Annotated in this window: 18 protein-coding genes; 11 read left to right on the top strand and 7 right to left on the bottom strand. The window is 57.5% G+C overall.

Annotation, left to right across the window (positions count from 1 at the left end):
- Positions 1–50 precede the first annotated feature (50 nt).
- From ACQR35_RS07370 to ACQR35_RS07360, 3 genes are read right to left on the bottom strand one after another with little or no spacing between them, the layout of a single operon-like run.
- On the bottom strand, positions 51–1652 hold the full coding sequence (locus ACQR35_RS07370) for a DUF5719 family protein (protein WP_430266946.1): 1602 nt from the start codon (positions 1650–1652) through the stop codon (positions 51–53).
- Entirely contained in the window at positions 1645–4959 is a 3315-nt protein-coding gene (locus ACQR35_RS07365; protein ID WP_430269658.1) for a glycosyltransferase family 2 protein, read from the bottom strand. The genes ACQR35_RS07370 and ACQR35_RS07365 overlap by 8 nt, the downstream gene beginning before the upstream one ends.
- Before the next feature lie 29 nt (positions 4960–4988).
- Positions 4989–5549, bottom strand: coding sequence for a WhiB family transcriptional regulator (locus ACQR35_RS07360; RefSeq protein ID WP_430269657.1), 561 nt, complete (start codon positions 5547–5549; stop codon positions 4989–4991).
- A gap of 403 nt (positions 5550–5952) precedes the next feature.
- Between ACQR35_RS07360 and ACQR35_RS07355 the strand changes: the two genes are divergently transcribed.
- Positions 5953–6687, top strand: a complete 735-nt coding sequence (locus tag ACQR35_RS07355) for a TIGR03089 family protein (protein ID WP_430269656.1) — start codon at positions 5953–5955, stop codon at positions 6685–6687.
- On the opposite strand, the gene ACQR35_RS07350 is transcribed toward ACQR35_RS07355, so the two are convergent.
- Complete coding sequence (locus ACQR35_RS07350; protein ID WP_430266942.1) at positions 6662–7177, bottom strand: GtrA family protein; 516 nt, start codon at positions 7175–7177, stop codon at positions 6662–6664. The genes ACQR35_RS07355 and ACQR35_RS07350 overlap by 26 nt on opposite strands.
- Before the next feature lie 198 nt (positions 7178–7375).
- Here ACQR35_RS07350 and ACQR35_RS07345 point away from each other — a divergent pair, with 198 nt between their 5' ends.
- The 5 genes from ACQR35_RS07345 to ACQR35_RS07325 are packed head-to-tail and all read left to right on the top strand — an operon-like array spanning position 7376 to position 13184.
- Complete coding sequence (locus tag ACQR35_RS07345; protein ID WP_430267033.1) at positions 7376–8569, top strand: 5-(carboxyamino)imidazole ribonucleotide synthase; 1194 nt, start codon at positions 7376–7378, stop codon at positions 8567–8569.
- The gene (gene purE, locus ACQR35_RS07340; RefSeq protein WP_430269655.1) at positions 8566–9180 is read left to right on the top strand and encodes a 5-(carboxyamino)imidazole ribonucleotide mutase; all 615 of its coding nucleotides are present in this window, start codon (positions 8566–8568) and stop codon (positions 9178–9180) included. Before ACQR35_RS07345 ends, purE begins: the two co-directional genes overlap by 4 nt.
- Positions 9181–9186: 6 nt before the next feature.
- The gene (locus ACQR35_RS07335) at positions 9187–10923 is read left to right on the top strand and encodes an LCP family protein (protein ID WP_430269654.1); all 1737 of its coding nucleotides are present in this window, start codon (positions 9187–9189) and stop codon (positions 10921–10923) included.
- A 27-nt stretch (positions 10924–10950) separates the two neighbouring features.
- Positions 10951–12201 (top strand): mannose-6-phosphate isomerase, class I, encoded by a 1251-nt coding sequence (gene manA, locus ACQR35_RS07330; RefSeq protein ID WP_430269653.1) that lies wholly within the window; start codon positions 10951–10953, stop codon positions 12199–12201.
- Between the two features lie 2 nt (positions 12202–12203).
- Positions 12204–13184, top strand: a complete 981-nt coding sequence (locus tag ACQR35_RS07325; RefSeq protein WP_430269652.1) for a lipid II:glycine glycyltransferase FemX — start codon at positions 12204–12206, stop codon at positions 13182–13184.
- 26 nt (positions 13185–13210) lie between these two features.
- Here the strand turns inward: ACQR35_RS07325 and glpX are convergent, their stop codons facing one another.
- On the bottom strand, positions 13211–14248 hold the full coding sequence (gene glpX / locus ACQR35_RS07320) for a class II fructose-bisphosphatase (protein ID WP_430266937.1): 1038 nt from the start codon (positions 14246–14248) through the stop codon (positions 13211–13213).
- Between the two features lie 244 nt (positions 14249–14492).
- On the opposite strand from glpX, the gene ACQR35_RS07315 reads away from it, so the two are divergent.
- From ACQR35_RS07315 to ACQR35_RS07295, 5 genes are all read left to right on the top strand, one after another.
- Positions 14493–15128: a DUF4245 domain-containing protein gene (locus ACQR35_RS07315; RefSeq protein WP_430269651.1), complete on the top strand. Its 636-nt coding sequence runs from the start codon at positions 14493–14495 to the stop codon at positions 15126–15128.
- A 9-nt stretch (positions 15129–15137) separates the two neighbouring features.
- Positions 15138–15752 carry a carbonic anhydrase gene (locus ACQR35_RS07310; RefSeq protein WP_430266935.1) on the top strand — a complete coding sequence of 205 codons (615 nt, stop codon included), beginning with the start codon at positions 15138–15140 and terminating at the stop codon, positions 15750–15752.
- 71 nt (positions 15753–15823) lie between these two features.
- Complete coding sequence (locus tag ACQR35_RS07305) at positions 15824–17266, top strand: class II fumarate hydratase (RefSeq protein ID WP_430269650.1); 1443 nt, start codon at positions 15824–15826, stop codon at positions 17264–17266.
- Between the two features lie 158 nt (positions 17267–17424).
- On the top strand, positions 17425–18096 hold the full coding sequence (locus ACQR35_RS07300; RefSeq protein WP_430269649.1) for a TetR family transcriptional regulator: 672 nt from the start codon (positions 17425–17427) through the stop codon (positions 18094–18096).
- Positions 18093–19790, top strand: a complete 1698-nt coding sequence (locus ACQR35_RS07295; protein WP_430266932.1) for an MDR family MFS transporter — start codon at positions 18093–18095, stop codon at positions 19788–19790. Before ACQR35_RS07300 ends, ACQR35_RS07295 begins: the two co-directional genes overlap by 4 nt.
- A 78-nt stretch (positions 19791–19868) precedes the next feature.
- Here the strand turns inward: ACQR35_RS07295 and ACQR35_RS07290 are convergent, their stop codons facing one another.
- Positions 19869–20339: an NUDIX hydrolase gene (locus tag ACQR35_RS07290; protein WP_430266931.1), complete on the bottom strand. Its 471-nt coding sequence runs from the start codon at positions 20337–20339 to the stop codon at positions 19869–19871.
- A gap of 82 nt (positions 20340–20421) precedes the next feature.
- Positions 20422–20946, bottom strand: coding sequence for a prepilin peptidase (locus ACQR35_RS07285; protein ID WP_430266930.1), 525 nt, complete (start codon positions 20944–20946; stop codon positions 20422–20424).
- Positions 20947–21041 lie beyond the last annotated feature (95 nt).

Below are 21041 nucleotides of genomic sequence, written 5' to 3'. Positions count from 1 at the left end.
CAGTGGTGGCGGGATGCCGATAATTAGGCCTGTTCAGCCGCCAATCATGCTCAGTAATTGAGCGTCACGGGCAAGGATTGTTGCCCCTTTACGCCGGGCAAGATTGGCACTACGGACAGCCCGTTGGACGCCGAATCACTTTGCAACAGCGAGCCGTACGCCTGGTCTCCCGAGGCTGAAAGTATGTATCCCACCACTGCCGTGCCGGAGAGTTGGGCGGGGATGTCGACAGTGGCCGAGGTGCCACCGGCCACACTGATGCTCTGCGCTTTGTGTAAGGCACCGTCGGCGGTAATTGCCGTGTAACTAATTTGCGCCCTGCCCTGAGGAACACCAAAGTTCAGTTTGCTATTGCCCGTTGAGCTGCTGCGCGGAACCGTGACAAGTTGCTGGTCAGAGAGCTGCGTTGAGGCACCGGAGAACGCAAAGTCCAGCGCATCGGTGGGCTTTGAGCCGCGGGTAATACGAGCGGCGGCTGCAAGAGAAACATCTGAAGTGACCGATACCGTATAAATCCCCGCCGGCACACCATCCAGTGGCACCTCGGTAACTTGCCCTGCTTTGGCGGTGATAACGCCGCCGCCGTCGAGGGCCTGCTGGCCGTTGGCACCGAACAGCTTAACCTGTGCCACGGCATCGGCTGCGCCCGGGACTAATAACTGAAGTACGGGGCCAGCGTCGCCAAACCCGTTTGCTCGGCGGACCGTTGCGGTGGCTGTTGGATCTTGGATCACCACTGAGGTGAGAACTGCGGAGGTCCCTGGTGCCGCAGTGGCGCTGAGGACTTCAACTCCCCCGGCAGTTAACCCGCGCAAAGTGCTTTGCTGAATGCTTGCTGCAACGGCCCCACCCATGCTCCGGACGTGCACGGCCAATGCTGCTTGCTCAGGTACCAAACCGGCTAGAACAATACTGCGGGATTTCCCCGGAGAAACCAGCAGCCCACGGCTTCCGGCGGCCTGAATGGCACCCTTGGCGCCGAACATTTCCAGATTCACCGTTGCCGGAGTTTTGGAAGGGTTACTCAAAGTCAGGACCGAGGTTCTGCCCACGGTGGTGCTGGCACCCATCACCCATTGGTCGTTGGACGGTGAGACGCAGGGGGCTGAAGCAATACCTTTGAGATCGCCATCGCTAGCCGTGTAGGTAAACACTGCCGAGGCCAAGGAGGAGTTGCCCTTGAGTGGGTCAGCACTGAGCACGGCTGCGGCATCAACAGTTTTAGATGAAACCACTGCAGCCTTGAGCGCCGGTGTGTTACTTCCAGCACCTGACGCGGGAGCCTTGGCGATCTCGGCGAGCGTTGTGCCGTTAATCGTCGCCAAATTGCTTGCCGGAATGGCACCAGAGGTGTCGCTAGGAACCAGAGCAGAAACCGTGTTTTTTGCAGTGCTTGAATCAGGGCTGAACTGCGCGTCCGTTCCCACAGAACTTCCCTGAAGTAACTTCACTGGGGACGGACACACAGCCGTGGTTTCACCGGCCGGCACTGAAGCCACCCGGGTGTCTAAAGTTTTTGTGCCATCCGGGTGTGGCAGCAAACTTCCTGCCACAATCACTGCAGCAACAATCGCCGCGGTGCTGGTACCGGCCACAAGCGCGGTAGCGACCCCCCGGCGATTCCGAGTCACCGGCTGCATTACGTCACTCATTGGTGCCAGCCTTCCTGAGAGAACCTTCATCGCGGGAGAATTTCGCATTACTGCGCCGCGCTGGCAACGGAATGGCAAGCAAAAGGGTGGCGCCAAGGACCAGCACTTGCAATATTTCAACCCACGGGGAGAACGGGTTGGAATACTTCACTTCCAACTTTCCGCCCTTCGCCGGGACAGTAAATGCTTGCGCCCAATCCGAGGTGGTAGAGGTCAGCTTGCGGCCATCAACCCACGCAGACCAGCCTGGATCAGCCCGCTCTGACAACACTAGGAGCCGGCCTTCTTGGCCATCCGGAAGAATTGTTTCAGCTCCGGTTTTGGCTGATCCCAGGACAGCTGTAGTGGCACCATTTTTGCCCACCAGGCGCAAACGGTTTGAGGTATCTGAATCCGTCAAGGGTGGTTGAGCTGATGGGCTAACTCGCCACAGCCAGCCAGCTTTGGTCTGCCCCACAGCCACAAGACCTGGGACCGAGTCGATGCGACTTGCTGTCAGTTGCCCAGTGGCATCGTCAGTTTTCAACACCACAAAGCCCACCGCCAGCGGTTCCAGTTGGGCCCGAGGGTCCACCCTGTCGCCGGCCATAATGGTGGCCACCGATGAGCGCAAAGCCGCGTCAGCCGCGTCGTCGTCCGCAGTTTTTGTCGCCTGATCATCAGGCAAAATTTTCCGGGCCGAGGCAATGGTGGACAGTGAGTCCAAGGTGGTTCCTGAACCGCGCATCAGAGCGGAACCGAAGCTTCCATCACCGTTGTCAGTGATCACAAGCGTACGAGTCTGTTCGGGCCCATTGCCGCGGTCTGTGGCAGTAGCCGGCAAAGTCTCATTCGTGGCAGGTGCAATAAGTCGTTGTGGCACAAGCGGCGCAGTGCCTGCAGCCCTTGCATCAGCGCCGTTCGATCTGGCGGCGGAAATCCACAATGCCCAACTCAGCACAGGGCCAGCCAGCAGTAGTAATACGGCTGCTACGGCCACAACGCGGAGCCCAATAAGTTTTGACTTCTTGGGCTCGGAGGATTCAGTACGACGACGGCGGCGGCCCATCAAACGTTCGGCACCTACCACTGCTGCGGCCAGCAACAAGATACCGGCAGCGGAGACTGCACCTCCGGAGTAGGGGCTCACCAAGAATTGATCGGTTCCACCAGTCAACACATGGCCGCCGAGCCATGCAGCCGACAAAATGACCACGGCGGCCAGCCACAAGATGCGAACAAAACGCATCCGCTTCCCCGGTAAGAACAGGGCAATAGCACCTAGCGCCACAACTGGCACACCAATGATCAGCATCGCCACAAGCGCCCAAGGCCCACCAAGGTGTGTGCCAAAGGCATTCACGGAAGCTGCAGGATCAACGGAGACCGGCTGGCCCAGTAGTTGTTGCCACAGCGGAGCGGGATCCGAAGGCAAAGCAATCCCCGGGTCCGCCAACAAAGCGCGTGGCGTATTCACAGAGCTGATGGCCAGCGGCAAAAACAGGGCAATGCTGGGGCCTATAGACCACCACAAGGTGCGTCCGCGCCGGCCTAGCACCAAGGCGCAGATGGCAATCACCACAATGGCTGGCACCAAAAGCGAGGGCACTGCTGCTGAGACAATCGCCAGTGCAAGCCCGGCAGCCGCGGCAGCCGTCCATGACGGAACACCACCGGAACCAGCCCTCGCTGGGACACCAGCCGGAAGGATAGCGTTCGGATTTGCCGCCAATCGCCTGTCGTGAGCAGCGCCTACTGCGCGAACCAGCCCCAAAAGTAGCCAAGGCAACATCACATGGGCTACCAGAGACCCAATTCGTCCCTGGTTGAGCGCTATGTGAAGGACGGGGGCTGCTGCCCAGATCAGTGCGGCGACGAACCGCGGACTGCGGTGGAAGGACAGCGCCGCTGCCAGAGACCACGCGCCAGCGGCGGAAAGTGGCATGGCCAAAACAAGGAGCCACGAAAGAGCCCCATTCGTATTGCCAAAGCCCAGGACACCAATAAACCAGAGAACGTAGTCAAAAGGGTCACCGTGACCGGGCATACCGGCGCCAAGACCAATCCACCAGCTTGCGGCGTTGTCCCACACCTGCCCCAGTGTCTCGGAGACGCGCAAGAGACCCCCGCCTTCAACAACCGGAGATCCCGCAACACCAAAAAGCCCAGCAATAGCTACGCCGAGGCTGATCAGGATGGCGGCAAAGAGACCTGTCCCAGCCCAACCCCGCTCTGAAGTGGCTAACGCAGTGAAGTCATCGTCAGAATCACCGCTGGGTTCCAGCGAGAGCCCGTCGGTGCCCACGCCGTCGCCCACAACATCGTCGGCCCCCAGAGCCTCCATCAACGAACGGCGGTGAGACCAAACTTCCCGACGCGGGGTCTGCAATCCTCGGATGACCGAGCGCCGCACTTTGCGTGTTTTAGCTGCTTGGCGCCTACCTTTCAGCACCGCGAGCGGGGAGCCAAGGGCCACCAAAGTGGCACCCAGTTGATGAATTCCGTGGCCAGGGTCTTTGACCACAATGCTGAATATCAGGCGCAAAACACTGCCCAGAAAAGCACCGATTGCGTGCAGCGGAACAGCCCACCACGGCGAATGCTTGAGCCGCAAGAGAACTTGAGCCCGGCGCGCTGCAGCGGCATTGCCTAGGCCGTCAGGGCGGTGCCTGACGTGAAACATTATGGCAGCGGGGACAACCACAACACGATTGCCTGCCAGCCGGTTGCGCCAACAGAAGTCCACGTCGTCGCCAGTGCCGGAAAGTGCCGGGTCAAAACCCTTGAGGGAATCCCACACGTCACGGCGAATCAGCATCCCCGCGGAATTCACTGCGAAGGTGTCGCTGCGGCCGTCATACTGGCCTTGATCTAGTTCATCGGCTTCGATCAGGGTTAAACGTTCGGCCCAGCGGCTAGTGGAGAGACCAACGTCCATCAGCTTGCGCCGGGAGTGCCAGTCAAGTTGTTTACAACCGGCGACAGTAACAGAAGGTGCCCGCTCTACCGCCTGGAGCAATTCCTCCAAGGCGCCAGGGGCAGGAGCTGCATCATCATGCAGGAGCCAGATCCACTGCGAGGTATCACCAGCGCTCGCGGCTACCGAAGACAGCGCCGCAAGACCCGCTGCCACGGCTTGGCCAAACCCACCACGGTAAGAAGATCCGACGTCGATAACACGGTTGGCGCCAAGAGCCTTCTCCAAGACCTCTAGAGAACCGTCCTCTGATCCTGTATCAACGCCAATAACGGCGTCCACGGACCTTTTCTGGTCCGCGAGCGCCGTTAATGTTTCGGAGAGATAGTCCGCGCCATTGTGGGCAACCACAACGGCGGTGACCTGAACTTCCTTGAGAATTAGACTGCTCGCTTCCTCAATTTACGGCGCTCGCGCTCGGACATTCCGCCCCAAATTCCAAAGCGTTCGTCGTTAGCCAAGGCGTACTCTAGGCACTGCTGTCGTACATTGCATGCCCCGCAGACCTTTTTAGCGTCGCGTGTGGATCCGCCTTTTTCTGGGAAAAAAGCTTCCGGATCCGTCTGGGCGCAGAGGGCATCGGCTTGCCATCCGAGCTCTCCTTCATCGTCAAATCCAGCGCCGATCCCAGGAAACGGCTGCCCGGCCCACAAAAGGGACGGAGCCTGCTCACTGGGCTTGACGAGTAGTTCTAAAGGCGGGTCCGCTACTTCGCGGCCCGCAGAGAGGTTGTGGTTTTCATCGTCGAGACCAATGTGGGTCGCGAGAAAAGCTGTTGCTTGATCCTCAAGCGAGGCGGCACTGAAGGCCGTAAAACGATCGGCTGCCTCTGGATCAGCAGGATCTACGAACCAGTCACTCGGGACGCCCCTAGACCGGTACTTCGCCGACGCTCGTCCTGCGAGAATCGATTCTTCTTGGATACGCTCTGCTTGCCCCATGCGTCCCTCCTGAATGTTTCAGCCGCTGTTCTGATTCGCAGGGCACTCGGTGATGTGCGCAATGCTTGTTCGGCGGCCTTTGCGTACTAATTACACGCGTGTAACTAGTACGACGTCAAGCCGCGGTGGGGATAATAGTCACTCCCAGCCCCTCAAAGGTTGCGCGCCACGCCCGGAAAAAACCGACACGCCCACCAGAAGATTGCCTAGAACTCGCTCTTCCAGCGACTGGAAAAAAGATTCATTGAATTTGCGCGAAATTTTTGGTTACGGAGACATAACGTCACGGCTTTTTGTAGCTCAAAGATGACTAAGATCACATGCTTTTCAAGTCGGAGCCTTAGTAAACGCTTGCGTTCTTGACTCTGCGAGCGCCCGGCCGTGGTCGTGGCAAGATGAACCCATGGGACATCCGTACCGAGACCTTCTGACTGCTCTGCGTTCTGTTGACGCCACTTCGCCTCGCCTGACTTGGTATGGGCCAGACTTTGAACGTGTTGAACTCTCAGGCCGAGTGCTGGACAACTGGGTAGCGAAAACAGCCAATTTCCTACAAGACGAAGTTGACGTTGAACCAGGAACTAAGGTGCTGGCTAACATGCCAGCTCATTGGAAGTCGATAGTTGTGGCTTTTGCTGCTTTGGCCTGCGACGCCGAGCTATACCTTGGCCCTAACGACTCGGCGCTGGATTCAGAAGTAGTGTTTGGCAACACCATCCAGCAACTTTCTGGTGCTGATGCTAGCTCTCCGGTGATGGTTGGTGTGGCGCTGGGTGCATTAGCCATGCGCTTCGATGGTGACCTGCCTCCGGGCGCTGTGGACTACAACGCCGAAGTTCGCTCACACGCTGACGTATTTATGCCCTATAACGATTCACCAGAAAGCACTCACCAAGCTCGCTTAAACACAGCAAAGCAAAGCTACAGCGCTCAAGAATCAGTCAAGGACTTCGCACAAGAAACACCGCAGGGTGCCCGTGTGCTGGTCAGTGCCAGTGCAGGCTTGGAAGATTTGCTGGCAAGTTGCCTCGGCGCATGGCTAGCCGGCGGATCGATCGTTGTTGTTCACAATGACGAAGCTGCCACGGACAGACTCCGCAGCAGTGAACGTATTACTTGGACTCAGCTTCCGGGCTAACTTTCTGATCAATCAGTTCATGGTCATGATCGTAGCCAGGTTCCTCATCCAGTTCCGCGTTGAAAACGAGGAAACGGTAGGCGAAGAATCGAACCACCGTGGCTACCAGAATGCCCACTACACCAGCAGCAAAAAGCAAGTTCTTGTCTTGGATCAGCAGCCAGTATTTGGCCGCGGCGGTGAAACCGGTGGAGATACCAATGCCTATGCCGTTGATCAGGATAAACATCAAGAACTCGCGAAGCACATTGCTCTGGCGACGGTGGCGGAAGGTCCAGAAACGGTTTGCTATCCACGAGAAGATCGTGGCGATAGAGGCGCCCACAAAACGTGCCTTAGCTTCGCTGTCGGACATCATTCCGTGCATCAACCAATAGGTCAGGCCGTTGTCGATTACAAAAGCAATGCCACCCACGGCGCCAAACTTGGCGACTTCACGCCAGAATAAGGACGCGAGTCCGCGGATTCGCTCTGTCAATTTATTGAACATGACCCTCCACGGCCGCTGATTTGAATAGTCGCTGAGGACCAGCGAACCATTTTACCGCCCGGAGCTGGATTCCATAGTTGAGGGCATCACAAATACAGCAGTGGAGTGGAGTTCCGCGGAATTCGGCGGTTCTTCGGTAGGCTGACCCTTGTGACTTTTCCAGTAATCGGAGTTGTTGGCGGCGGCCAGCTAGCCCGAATGATGGCCCCCGCAGCAATCGCTTTAGGTTTTGAACTCCGTGTCCTTGCCGAAGCATCTAACGTGTCAGCAGTCTCCGCGGTACCCCAAGCACCTGTGGGCGACTACAAAGACTTCGACACTCTCTTAGCGTTTGCCCAGGGCGTTGACGTTCTAACTTTTGACCACGAACACGTCCCCAATGAGCACTTGCACCAGCTCATTGCCTCCGGTGTAAATGTCCAGCCGCGCCCCGAAGCACTGGTCAATGCACAGGACAAGCTAGTGATGCGTGCTGCAGTTGACCGTTTGGAATTGCCGAACCCTCGTTGGGCTGCTGTGCACTCAGTCCAGGAGCTAGTGGAGTTTGGGAACAACGGCGAATGGCCGGTTGTCCTCAAAATGCCCCGTGGCGGCTACGACGGTAAAGGCGTCAAGATCGTTGTGGACGCCGCTGCAGCCCAAGAGGCAGCCGAATGGTTCGAGTTGATGTCACCACTTTTGGCCGAAGAAAAAGTCGCGTTCTCCCGCGAGCTCTCGGCTCTGGTGGCCCGCACGCCGGACGGGGAAGCACGCGCGTGGCCCGTGGTTCACACTATCCAGGTGGACGGTGTCTGCGATGAAGTCATTGCACCAGCTCAAGATTTGCCCTTGGAGATTGCTGCCGCAGCCGAAGACGCTGCGCTACGAATTGCCGCCGAACTGGGTGTCACTGGTGTGATGGCCGCCGAACTTTTTGAAACGCCCGGCCGTGGTGCTGGGTTTGTGATCAATGAGCTGGCAATGCGCCCGCACAACACTGGTCACTGGACTCAAGACGGATCAGTCACCAGCCAATTTGAACAGCATCTGCGTGCAGTGTTGAACCTCCCCCTAGGTTCAACCGATGTTCTTGGCCCACTGACGGTGATGAAAAACTACTTGGGCGGCGCAAATCAGGACCTCTTTGCCGCCTACCCCCTAGCCATGGCTACTGATCCGGGAGTTAAAGTCCACGGCTACGGCAAGTCAGTGCGTCCGGGGCGCAAAATCGGTCACGTTAATGTGGTGGCTACGGCTACGGATGACGTAGCCAGTTTGCGCGAACGTGCAAACGTGGTGGCCAGCATTATTCGCGACGGCGTCCACCCTGGTTTCAGCCAGAACTCCGTCACAGCCACTGCGGCCAGCGCAGAGACACCCAACCCAACAGCGGACTTCAAGGAGCAAGCATGAGCACCACCAAATCCTCTAACGGCCGCCCTTTGGTGGGTTTGGTGATGGGTTCGGACTCCGACTGGCCCGTTATGGAAGCAGCCGCCGAGGCGCTTTGCGAATTCGGCATCGAATTTGAAGCCGATGTGGTCTCCGCGCACCGGATGCCGCTTGAAATGATTCGCTACGGCCAAGAAGCCCATCAGCGTGGCCTACGGGTGATTATTGCCGGGGCTGGTGGCGCTGCGCATTTGCCTGGCATGTTGGCAGCTGTTACTCCTCTGCCCGTCATTGGCGTGCCGGTGCCGCTAAAGACCCTTGACGGTATGGATTCACTCTTGTCCATTGTTCAGATGCCTGCTGGCGTGCCAGTGGCCACAGTGTCCATCGGCGGCGCCCGCAATGCTGGTCTGCTGGCTGCACGTATCTTGGCGGCAGGAACTGATCCCCTCGCCCAGCGCCTCCAGACGGAACTCATCAACTTCGCCGATGAACTAAACCAAGCAGCAACGGCCAAGGGCGCAAATCTTCGCCGTAAAGTCGGCGAGGTTTTCCCATCACGGACGGACACAGGCACACCGCAGTCCGCGCTTTCCACGCATACCTCGGAATCTGCAGCGACCACGCGCTAGGACTTTATGAATCACCGTTCCAAAACCCCCCTTCCCCGCCCCCGGGCAGGTGACGTTCTCAGCGCCAGCAAGAGCGTTGACGCAGCACCAAGGGCTAGTGGCACGGGGCTCATGGACCCACTGCGCAATCCGCAACTTGCCAGCGTTTCAAGCCGTAAAAAGCGTGCCTTTGCGCTGATCTTAATGACATTATTTGTCCCCGGGACAGCGCAACTAGTGGCCGGAAACCGCCGTCTGGGGCGCGCGGGGTTGCGCACCACGCTGGTAGCTTGGGGACTCGTCGTGGCCCTTATTGCGTTAGCTCTTCTAAGCCGAGCCAGCGCGGTAAATCTACTAACCCATCCAATCGTCTCGCTCCTGCTGATGGTGCTGCTGGTAGCTCTGGCTATCGCTTGGGCGTTCCTCTTCCTCAACACCCTGCGCATCATCCGCCCCGGGCTTTTGCCGCAGGATTTCCGCCCGGCAGTGATCATCACCTTGGTGATCGCTATGGTGCTCAGCAGCGGATCGCTGCTGTACGCGGCGAGCCTGATCAACGCCGGACGCAATGCTTTGAGTGACATCTTCGGCAGCGGTCCCGCAATGGAACCAGCTGACGGTCGCTACAACATAGCCTTGTTGGGTGGGGACGCCGGCGAGGGCCGCGAAGGTCTCCGCCCGGACAGTATGTCGGTGCTGAGCATCGACGCCAATACCGGCGCGACGGCGATCATCTCCGTCCCGCGTTCTCTCCAATACGCAAAGTTCCCGGCAGATTCGCCGATGCACAAGATCTACCCGGACGGTTTTAACAATTGCGAGCCGGACCCCTTGAATTGCCTGCTCAACGCTGTGTACACGGACACCACCAATAACCACAAGGACGCCTACCCGGGCGCTTCGAACCCCGGCGCAGAGGCCACCAAAGACGCCATCGCAGGGACCCTTGGCATTAAGATCCAGGCTTATGTGCTGATTGACATGAACGGTTTCGCGAAGCTGATCGATGCCATGGGTGGAATTAAAATGCGCGTTGGCGCTTGGGTTCCCATCAGCGCTGGAATGCTACCGGGTAGCGACACCCGTCACGTTAAGCCGGATGGCTGGATTGCCCCGGGCAATCAGACGCTCAATGGCTTTCAAGCCCAGTGGTTTGCCCGCTCGAGGGAAAACGTTGATGACTTTGCCCGCGTTCGGCGCCAACAATGCGTTCAAGAAGCCATGATCAAACAACTTGATCCGGCAACGGTCTTGACCAAGTTTGAAGCTATCGCCAAGGCTGGCACGGAAGTGATTGACACCGACCTCCCGCAGGGACAGTTGGGTAGCTTTATCGATCTAGCCGCGAAGGCCAAGAACCAGCCTGTCCAACGGCTCACCATTGGCCCACCAGATTTCCCAAACACCTTTGGTTTGGCAGATCCAGATTTCAACCTCATTCACACCAAGGTGGAACAGGTTATTGCCAAGGCCACCGGTTCACCGAGTCCTTCCTCATCCGGGATGGGTCCAGCCATAGTGGACGAGACAGGCAAGAGCCAGAGCGTGGCACCAGCGGCTGGACCGCAGGCCGATGGTGTAGGCCTTGCGGCGCCAATGACCGTTCCCACGGTTGATAATTTGCCGTCCGACTTCCCCCTGAGCACCACCACTCCAGATGGTCAAACGATCACCAAGGATTATCTAAATTCCCTCTACGACGCACAGGATTACGCCATGTTGGACACCCTGCTGGCAGACAATGGAAATTGCGCGGCGCTCTAAGCGTTCGCTGAAAACTTGAGGAGCTCCATGTACCGCATTAAGAACACCGTGCGCGCTTACGCGTGGGGTTCCGCTACGGCCATTTCTCAACTTTTGGGCACCCCAGCATCAGGGGGCCCGGAGGCTGAAATGTGGATTGGCGCTCACCCTGATTCCCCCTCGACAGTTGTACTGCCCGACGGCGGTTCTCAAGGTTTAGATGCGCTCCTCGCCGAGGATCCCACACACCATTTAGGTGAGGCCAGCATTGCCGCCTTCGGTGACCGCTTGCCGTTCTTGATGAAGGTTCTAGCCGCTGAGACGCCCTTGTCCTTGCAGGTTCATCCGAGCTTGGAACAGGCCCGTGAAGGTTTTGCCCGCGAAGAGGCAACCGGCGTGGACCGAGGCGCTCCAGAGCGGAACTACAAGGACAATAACCACAAGCCAGAAATGATCTTTGCGCTCACTGATTTTGAGGCGCTGTGTGGTTTCCGCTCCCCCGCAGGATCCGCGGCGATTTTTAGCCATGTGCGTACTGAGCTTTCGACCATGGGCGCCAAAGTGCCCGGGCTCTTGGACGAGGTCATAGGTGATTTGGCCGGAGCTGACGAGGCGGTCGCGTTGCGCTCAGCTTTTACCCGTTTAATCACTGGCGGTGACCGCTCGGCAGCTTTGGTGGGTACCGTCGTCGCAGCCTTGACAGCCGACCTTCCCCGCGGACAGTTTGGCCGCGAACTGGACACCGCACTGATGCTGGACAGCCACTACCCGGGTGATCCTGGGGTTCTCATTTCTTTGTTGCTCAACCACGTCTCCTTGCGTCCGGGCGAGTCCGTGTATTTACCCGCCGGGAACGTTCACGCGTACCTGCACGGTTTGGGCATTGAAGTGATGGCGGCTTCGGATAACGTGCTGCGCGGCGGGTTGACGCCAAAATTCGTGGACGTCCCGGAGCTTTTACGGACCGTGAAGTTTGAAGCTGTGGGTGTGCCAATGCTTGCTGCAGAGGAGTCTTTCCTCGCAGCCGAGCTGTACCGTCCGCCTTTTGACGAGTTCGCTTTGCAGCGTCTGGAACTTCCCGCTGTGGATTCCACGCTTGCGCTGGAACAGGCTGGTGCCGCAGTAATTTTAGTGGTCTCAGGTGCTCTGATTCTCGATTCACCCAAGGGAAGTTTGCGTCTTGAACGCGGTGAGAGCGCCTTTGTTCCGAATTCCGACGCACCGGTTAATATTCACTCAGTCGCTCCCGACGGCGGCACTACTGTTGCATTTGCCGTCACCACTGGATTGGGTAACTAGCCGTGAAGTACTTTTTGCAGAGCCCCGAATGGGAGAGCTTTCAGCGTTCCTTGGGCCGTACAGTTCATCGCCGTCAAGGTTCTGGCTGGAGTTTCCTGGCCATTGAGGAAGCGAACCCAGCGGGCAAAGTCCTTTACACCCCCTATGGCCCGCTCGCTGACAACGTGGACGCTTTTGATGCAGCGCTTGCGGAACTGGTGAAACTTGCCCAAGAGTGCGGCGCCGTGTTTGTTCGTTTGGAACCTGTTGATGCCGGTCTTGGATCTGATGCCGCGGGTCTTTCAGCCATGCGGGCTCGCGGACTAGAGCCGGCACCTGCTAATCAGCAGCCTGAACTGAGCTGGATCATCGATCTTGACCAGACGGACAAGGAAATCCTGGCGGATATGAAGTCCGCCAACCGGAACCTTTACCGGAACATCCACAAAAAGGGTGTGTCATTCCGCCAGAGCACCGATCCGGCAGAGATCAGCATCCTCTTGGAATTTTTGCATCAGACGGCTACCCGGAATGGTTTTAAGCCTCAAAGCGATGAATACCTCACGGCTGTTGCGAAGTCTTTGATGCCGGCGGGCGCCGCTACACTTTTTATCGCTGAGCTGGAGGGCCTGCCTATCGGTGCCGCCTTAGCCTACGATTCAGCTGACACCCGGGTATACGCGCACGCAGCTGTTGATCCGGAGCACCGCAAGCTCAGCGCGGGTGTGCCGTTGCTGGTGGGGTTGATTCTGGATGCCAAAGCCAAGGGGCTGAGTTTTGTTGACCTTTGGGGTGTTGCCCCGGCGGATCAACCGAATCATAAGTGGGCCGGTTTTACGGCGTTCAAAAAATCCTTTGGCGGGCATCAAGTGGCCTACCTGGGAACATGGGATCTGCCCGTAAATAAGATCCGGTACCGCCTGTATCACGCTGCCCGAGGCGCACGCACAGTGCTCCGCACGGGCCTTGGCCGCGTGCGGAGCCTGACTAAGAAGCTCCGCTAGAGGTTTAGCCAAAAAGTCGCTAAACCCTATGCGCGGCGTGCGTAGCTTTCCCACTTAGCTGAGTTGTGCTCGGCGTCCACAAAGCGGATGGTTCCGGACTTCGAACGCATCACGATCGACTGGGTGAGCACCTTGTCCTTGGAGTAGCGAACGCCCTTGAGCAGGTCACCATCGGTGATACCAGTAGCTGCGAAGTAGCAGTTGTCACTGGTCACCAAGTCATTGGTGGAGAGCACACGGTCAAGGTCGTGACCGGCGTCGATAGCCTTCTGCTTCTCATCATCACTGGTGGGCCACAAACGGCCCTGAATAACGCCGCCCAAGGATTTAATGGCGCAGGCGGCCACGATTCCTTCAGGGGTGCCACCGATGCCCATCAGTGCATCGACCCCGGTTCCGCTGCGTGCAGCTGCAATGGCGCCTGCAACGTCGCCGTCCATAATAAATTTGGTCCGGGCACCGGCTTGGCGGATCTCTTCTACCAACGGACGGTGCCGGTCACGGTCAAGGATCATCACGTTAAGCTGGTTGACCTTTACACCCTTGGCCTTAGCAATGAGGTGAAGGTTTTGCTTGACCGGCAAGCGGAGATCAACCATGTCAGCTGCTTCAGGACCGGTGACTAGCTTTTCCATGTAGAACACGGCGGAAGGGTCAAACATGGATCCACGTTCGGCTACAGCCAAAACGGCGAGGGCATTGTTAATTCCCAAGGCGGTGAGTCGGGTTCCATCTATGGGGTCTACTGCAACGTCGCATTCCGGACCGGTGCCATCGCCAACTTGTTCGCCATTGAACAGCATGGGGGCTTCGTCTTTTTCGCCTTCACCAATAACTACCACGCCATTGAAGTGGACGGAGTGCAGGAAAGAACGCATGGCATCTACTGCTGCACCGTCTGCGGTGTTTTTGTCTCCGAAACCAACCCAGTGACCACCGGCGATGGCGGCTGCTTCCGTCACACGGACCAGCTCCAGGGCTAGGTTACGGTCTGGCTCGTCTTCGCCCACAGCGAGTGAGGGGGAAATAGTGGAATATTGTGCGTGGTTATTTGCTGCCGACACGGGGACCTCTTCTTTGAGCGTTGACCGATTCAGCGCGTCGCGGTGCACGCGCTTGCTTTCTCCCTCCCGATCATAGTCGCGGCAGCAAAGGTAGGAGATGGGATATGAAGCACCGGCAGATGGTGAAAAACCCTGCCGAGATTCCATCAGCGCGGGAGCCGTTTCGCTCGCTAGGCCCACCATGGGCGACTATAGAGGGGTGAACGAAACGCAAGCGACACCCGGCTCAGAAAATAGCACAAGCGTGCCAAATAACGAACAGCTTCTCCCTGCAGACCCCGGATTCAAGCCGGTTTTGGCTCCTGGCGCGGCAAAACGCGCTAATGCGTCCGTGATCGGAATGATCATTGCACTAGTGGTGACTATCGCCGTTTTTGTACCGATCCTCTTGCTCAACGCTTCGCCCAAAAGCCAGGGGTACCGCCCAACGGTGAATGTTACGGCGATTGCCTCTGACGCCGCAGATGTGGCGGGATTCACACCTGTTGCACCTTCATTACCTCAAGGTTGGAGCCCTAATTACGCTCGCTGGGAGTCTGCGGGCTCTTCCGGTGTTGCTACTTGGGAGACCGGTTTCCTCAGCCCCAAAGAAGGGTTTGTAGGCATTTCCCAGACTCGCCAAGCCAACCCCACCTGGCTTCTTCAAAAAACTGACACCGCCCCAGTCACTGGAACCAGAACGGTTGGAGGCAAGGACTGGGAGCTCCGCGATAACGGCAAGGGCACCCCTCACATGGTGCTCAACTACCGCGGCACCACTGTCATCCTCTCCGGCCGCGCCAAATTAGAGGAATACGACGTCGTTGCTGCCGCCGTCGTTCGTGCTCTGGAGGAGTCACCGGCGGTCACGGGTTCACCGTCGCCGAGCGTCGTCCCCTAAAGTTAGAGAGTGACCAGTTACCTGACCCCCGCCCTCGCGTGGAGAAAACTCCGTGAGGGAAACCAACGATTTGTGGCTGGTGAATCCTCCCACCCCAATCAGGACGCGAGCCGGCGCTCCTCCTTGGTGAATGATCAACATCCATTTGCCGTAATTTTTGGGTGCTCGGATTCTCGGCTCGCCGCAGAGATCATTTTCGATCTGGGTTTGGGTGATGCTTTTGTGGTTCGAACTGCGGGTCAAGTGATCGATGACGCTGTACTGGGATCGCTTGAATACAGCGTGAGCGTATTGGGTGTGCCGCTCATTGTGGTTCTAGGACATGACAGCTGCGGAGCTGTCACAGCCACCAAAACAGCTGTAGAAACTGGCGAGATGCCAGTAGGTTTTATGCGCAGCCTTGTGGAACGGATTACCCCTTCAGTATTAACCTCCTTGCGTAACAACGAACCTGAAATCAATGACATGGTGGTTGAAAACGTTCGGCAAACTTCGCAGCGATTAGTGGACAGTTCACGGGTGATTTCCGAGGCTGTATCTTCTGGCCACGCTGCCGTCATTGGACTGGCGTACCGCCTGGAACACGGCCGCGCGGATGTAGTAGCAGAAATTGGCGAGGTCTAGGCTCGAATATTTCCGCGACGAGCTCTCATCGCGGTTTTTCTCCGAGGGTCACGGCGCAATAAGCTAGCCACATGACTTCCGCAGAAGAGTTGACCACTGAAGAATTCCGTATTGAACACGACACCATGGGTGAAGTTCGTGTTCCGGTAAACGCCCTCTACCGCGCTCAGACCCAGCGCGCCGTGGAGAATTTTCCGATCTCTGGCAAAACACTCGAGCGCGCTCACATCGAAGCGCTCGCTCGGGTGAAGAAGGCCGCTGCTAAGGCAAACCAGGAGTTGGGTGTGCTCGATGGCGAGCTTGCCGACGCCATCGCCAACGCAGCCGATTTGGTAGCGAGTGGCAAGTACGATTCCGATTTCCCGATTGACGTGTTCCAGACCGGCTCCGGAACCTCCTCGAATATGAACACCAACGAGGTCATAGCCGAGCTCGCCACCCGCGCGCTCAAGGCTGCCGGTAGCGAGAAGATCGTTCACCCGAATGACCACGTGAACGCATCGCAGTCCTCGAACGACGTTTTCCCCACCTCAGTGCATGTTGCCGCTACCTCGGCTCTCATCAATGACCTGATCCCGTCGCTGGAGTACTTGGCCGCTTCCCTTGAGCGTAAGTCAGTGGAGTTCAAGGATGTAGTAAAGTCCGGCCGCACCCACTTGATGGATGCAACCCCGGTGACCTTGGGCCAAGAGTTCGGCGGCTACGCAGCTCAGGTCCGTTTTGGCATCGAGCGCATCAACGCAGCTCTCCCCCGGGTTGCCGAGGTGCCCCTTGGCGGAACCGCGGTAGGCACCGGCATCAACACTCCGGCAGGATTCCCTGAGCGTGTGATTGAGCTCCTCGCGGCTGACACTGGTTTGCCATTGACCGAAGCGCGCGACCACTTTGAAGCTCAGGCGAACCGTGATGGCCTCATTGAAGGTTCCTCCCAGCTGCGCAACATTGCCATCTCCTTGATGAAGATCAACAACGACTTGCGCTGGATGGGCTCTGGCCCCAACACGGGTCTTGGCGAAATTGCCATCCCTGACCTCCAGCCCGGCTCCTCGATTATGCCTGGCAAGGTGAACCCGGTTATTTGCGAAGCCGCGATTATGGTCTGCGCACAGGTCATCGGCAACGACACCACCATCGCGTGGTCTGGCACTAACGGCGCTTTTGAACTCAACGTTGGTATCCCCGTCATGGCCGCCAACCTCCTCGAGTCCATTCGCTTGCTCTCCAACACCACTCGCGTGATGGCAGACAAAATGATTGATGGCATCACCGCCAACGTGGAGCGCGCACGGTTCTTGGCTGAGGCTTCCCCGTCGATTGTGACCCCACTGAACAAATACATTGGTTACGAGAACGCAGCCAAGATCGCTAAGAAGGCAGTGGCGGAGGGTCTTACGGTTCGCGAAGCGGTTGTTCAGCTCGGCTTTGTTGGCGACGGCGAAGGCCAAGTCTCCGAAGCAGACCTGGACAAGGCCCTGGACGTCACCACCATGACCCGCCCAGCGCACAAAGCATAACTTCCAGCGTTAGTCAGCTTTTTAGTACGACGACGGCGGGCACCTTCTGAACAGAAGGTGCCCGCCGTCGTCGTAAGTGTTTGTTGCGGTCCCCTATGTGACGACTATCACGAACAAAAAAGTTGCACTCATTTTCTTATGGTGCAAAACTTTACTTTGTGGAAAATAGTGCAAATAGTTGTGGTGGCCTGCGGGACCGCAAGCGTCTGAAGACACGCAAAGCAGTAACAGCTGCTGCGCGATCCCTCACCGCTACCCACGGACTCAACGGCTTCACTATTGAAGAAGTCTGCGAACAAGTGGGCATCTCCCGCCGCACGTTTTTCAATTACTTCCCGTCAAAAGAAGATGCCATTTTGGGTCATCATGACGATGAACACCCCGACGAGCTCGTCGCGGGATTTTTACAAGGCGGCGGCGCGCCCGGCGCCATCTCCCCTACCTTGCTAGATGACTTGCTCCAGCTGAGCTTGGACATTTGGGCCACCAAGGTCAACGCCGAATCCACGGAAGAGTTTCGGCAATTGATGGCGGTTATCAAAAAAGAACCACAGTTTATGGCCAAACTCATTGGGGTCGGCAAAGAGCGTCAGTCAGCCTTCGCCGAAGTTATTGCCCAGCGCGAAGGCGTGCCGCCCACGCACCCGGTGATAGCAATGGCCGTCGCCGTTTTCAGCATTATGGCCCACCGAGCCCACGAGGAATATTTTGCCCCAGGCAACACCCGTTCCTTTCGCGAGCTGGTCATCGAATCTGCCGAAGCCCTCAAATTTCTTTTCTCACAACCTCTGACCACTGGCTATACGCCATCATCCAAGGACGAATCATGACCACCACTGTTGGTTCCCCGGCGAAAGCCAATGAGCCGCTGCTGCTGACCCAAAAACGAATCTGGGTTATTTTCTCCGCGCTCATCGCCGGAATGCTGCTCTCCAGCCTGGACCAAACTATTGTGTCCACCGCAATGCCCACCATCGTTGGCAAGCTCGGCGGTGTGGAGCACCAAGCGTGGATCACTACCGCATACCTGTTGGCCACCACCATTGTGATGCCCATTTATGGCAAGTTTGGTGACGTATTGGGCCGGCGCAATCTCTTCCTGATTGCCATTGGCCTGTTCACCGTGGCCTCTGCTGCCGCTGCGTTCGCTACCGACTTTTGGTCCTTTGTTGTCTTCCGCGCCATTCAAGGCTTGGGTGGTGGTGGCTTGATGATCCTCTCGCAGGCGATCATTGCAGACATCGTCCCTGCCAAGGACCGCGGAAAATACATGGGACCCTTGGGCGGCATCTTTGGCCTGAGCGCCGTGGCCGGACCGCTTTTGGGCGGCTTCTTTGTAGACCACCTGACCTGGGAATGGGCTTTCTACATCAACATCCCGATTGGTGTAGCAGCGTTCGTTATCGCATGGTTCACACTGACATTGCCGAACAAACGTCCCGAAAAGCGCGTCGACATTTTGGGAGTTCTGCTCCTTTCGATCGCTACCACCTGCTTGATCTTCTTCACCGATTTCGGTGGCAAAAAGTCTGAAGGCTGGGATTCACCACTGACCTGGGCCTTTGGCGCCGGGCTCTTGGTAGCAGCCACGCTTTTTGTCCTGGTGGAACGCAAGGCTGAAGACCCGATCATCCCGATGAGCTTGTTCAAGAACCCTATCTTTATCAACGCCACTGCGATCGGTTTCACCCTGGGCCTGGGTATGTTCGCGGCCTTGGCTTTTATCCCAACCTTCTTGCAAATGTCCTCGGGCACCTCTGCTGCCACGTCCGGTTTGCTGATGCTGCCCATGATGGTGGGTTTGATGGGAACTTCCATCTACTCCGGTATTCGAATTTCCAAGACCGGTAAGTACAAGATGTTCCCAATCTTGGGTGCCGTCTTGTCAGTGGCTGCCATGCTGTGGTTCACCACTTTGACAGCCAGCACGCCTATTTGGGTGATTTGTGTTCAACTCTTTGTGTTCGGTGCTGGCCTTGGCCTGATTATGCAGGTCATCGTTTTGGTGGTTCAGAACTCCGTCCCGGCCACCGACATTGGAACCGCAACCTCAACCAACAACTACTTCCGCGAAGTTGGAGCGTCGTTGGGTGTTGCAGTGTTTGGTTCTATCTTCACCAACCGACTCGCCGAGTCCCTGACCAAGGTGTTCACCAGCGCTGGTGCCTCAAGCGATGCAGCATCCCAGGCGACATCCACCCTGGATCCGCAAACCCTTAACAAGCTGGCACCGGCCGTCAAGGACGCCATTGTGAACGCATACGCTGATTCTTTGGCCCCAGTGTTCTGGTACTTACTCCCGTTCTTGGTGGTTGCCTTGATTCTGGCTCTGGTCCTCAAACAGATCCCACTCTCTGACACGGCCGGAATGGTGGCACGTGGAGAAGCCGTGGGTGGCGAAGAAGCCGAGCGTCTTGAAGCCGAACGCAAAGCCGCTCTTTCCACTGGCAATGCAGAGGGCGCTGAAGAGCTCGAGAACAAGAATCTGGTAGACAGCAACTCCGGAGCGAACTCCGCAATGTAGGTAGCCGCCTTCCCCAGCAAACCCAAACCGCCTGACTGGAAGCTGTGAAACGGTCCGGGCGTAGTGGAGCTTGTTGGGCTACCGCGCAAAGAGTGTTCGCTGTTCGGGGGCCAGCGCCATGGAGATTAAATCCAGGTGCCGGTCAGACATCTCCGGTAACTCATCAGGGCTAAACCACCGCACATCCGAAGATTCGTCGTCGTTCACACGGGCCTCGCCGGAGACGTAACGGCACAAGAACACAGTGGACTGGAAAGATGAGACGTCCCCGTTAGGGAAGGTAATAGGGCCGTGCACCTGGACGGCCAAGATTCGCTCCGCTTCGGCAATCACACCGGTCTCTTCCTCAATTTCACGCACTGTTCCGACCGCGGGCTCCTCCCCAGGGTCCAGGATCCCAGTCACAGTTGTCCATGCACCGTTATCAGCGCGGCGCACCAACAAGACGTAGCCGCGGTCATCAACAACCACTCCGGTCACGCCAGGCAGCCACAATGGCGCGTGGCCAATTTTTTCTCGCAGTTCAAGGATGAAGTTCGGTATCGGCATAACCCCAGCCTAGCCAGACTTGGTTCGCAAACCGTTTAAGGGGCCAAGACAGATCCACTGAGATCAGGAAACAACCCATAGCTCAAGCGGGCAGCAGGGCCATGGCCACCGCGGCACCCAAAAGCATAAACGGCCCAAACGGAATGGCGGATTTGAGGCCACCCCGGCGCAGGAAAATCAAGCCAATGCTCCATAAGCCGCCGAAGAAAAACGCTAAGAAAGTTCCGGCCAGCACGTGGGTCCAGCCCAGATACCCTAAGTAGAGGCCCAGAATGCCGGCCAATTTAACATCCCCAAATCCCATGCCGGGCGGGTAAATCACACGCAACACAAAGTACGCCAGCCACAGCACCGCGCCACCCAGCGCCGTCTGGCCAAGATGAGACCAAACACTCCCGTTCTCAGGATGACCAGTCAACACGGCGCCAGCCAGTAGGAGCGCAGCAACCCCGTACCAAGGAAAAATGATCCGGTTCGGCAACAGATGCTCGCGAATATCGATCACACTTAAACGCACAGCTGCCCACACAAAATAAACAAGTGCGGCCGCAAGCAGCCACACTGCTGCAGGAGCCACGCTGGAGAGTTCTACGAGTCTTCGGATCACCCTGCTGATGCTATGGCACCATACGGTCCTGTGCAGCCTCGCACGGCCGTATGTGGATAAGACAAGCGCTTTGACTCAACACCGAGACGGACGCC

Source organism: Pseudarthrobacter sp. J1738 (assembly GCF_050490315.1).
In the GTDB taxonomy this organism is placed as follows: domain Bacteria; phylum Actinomycetota; class Actinomycetes; order Actinomycetales; family Micrococcaceae; genus JBNPEO01.
This window is presented reverse-complemented; position numbering and strand designations above follow the sequence as displayed.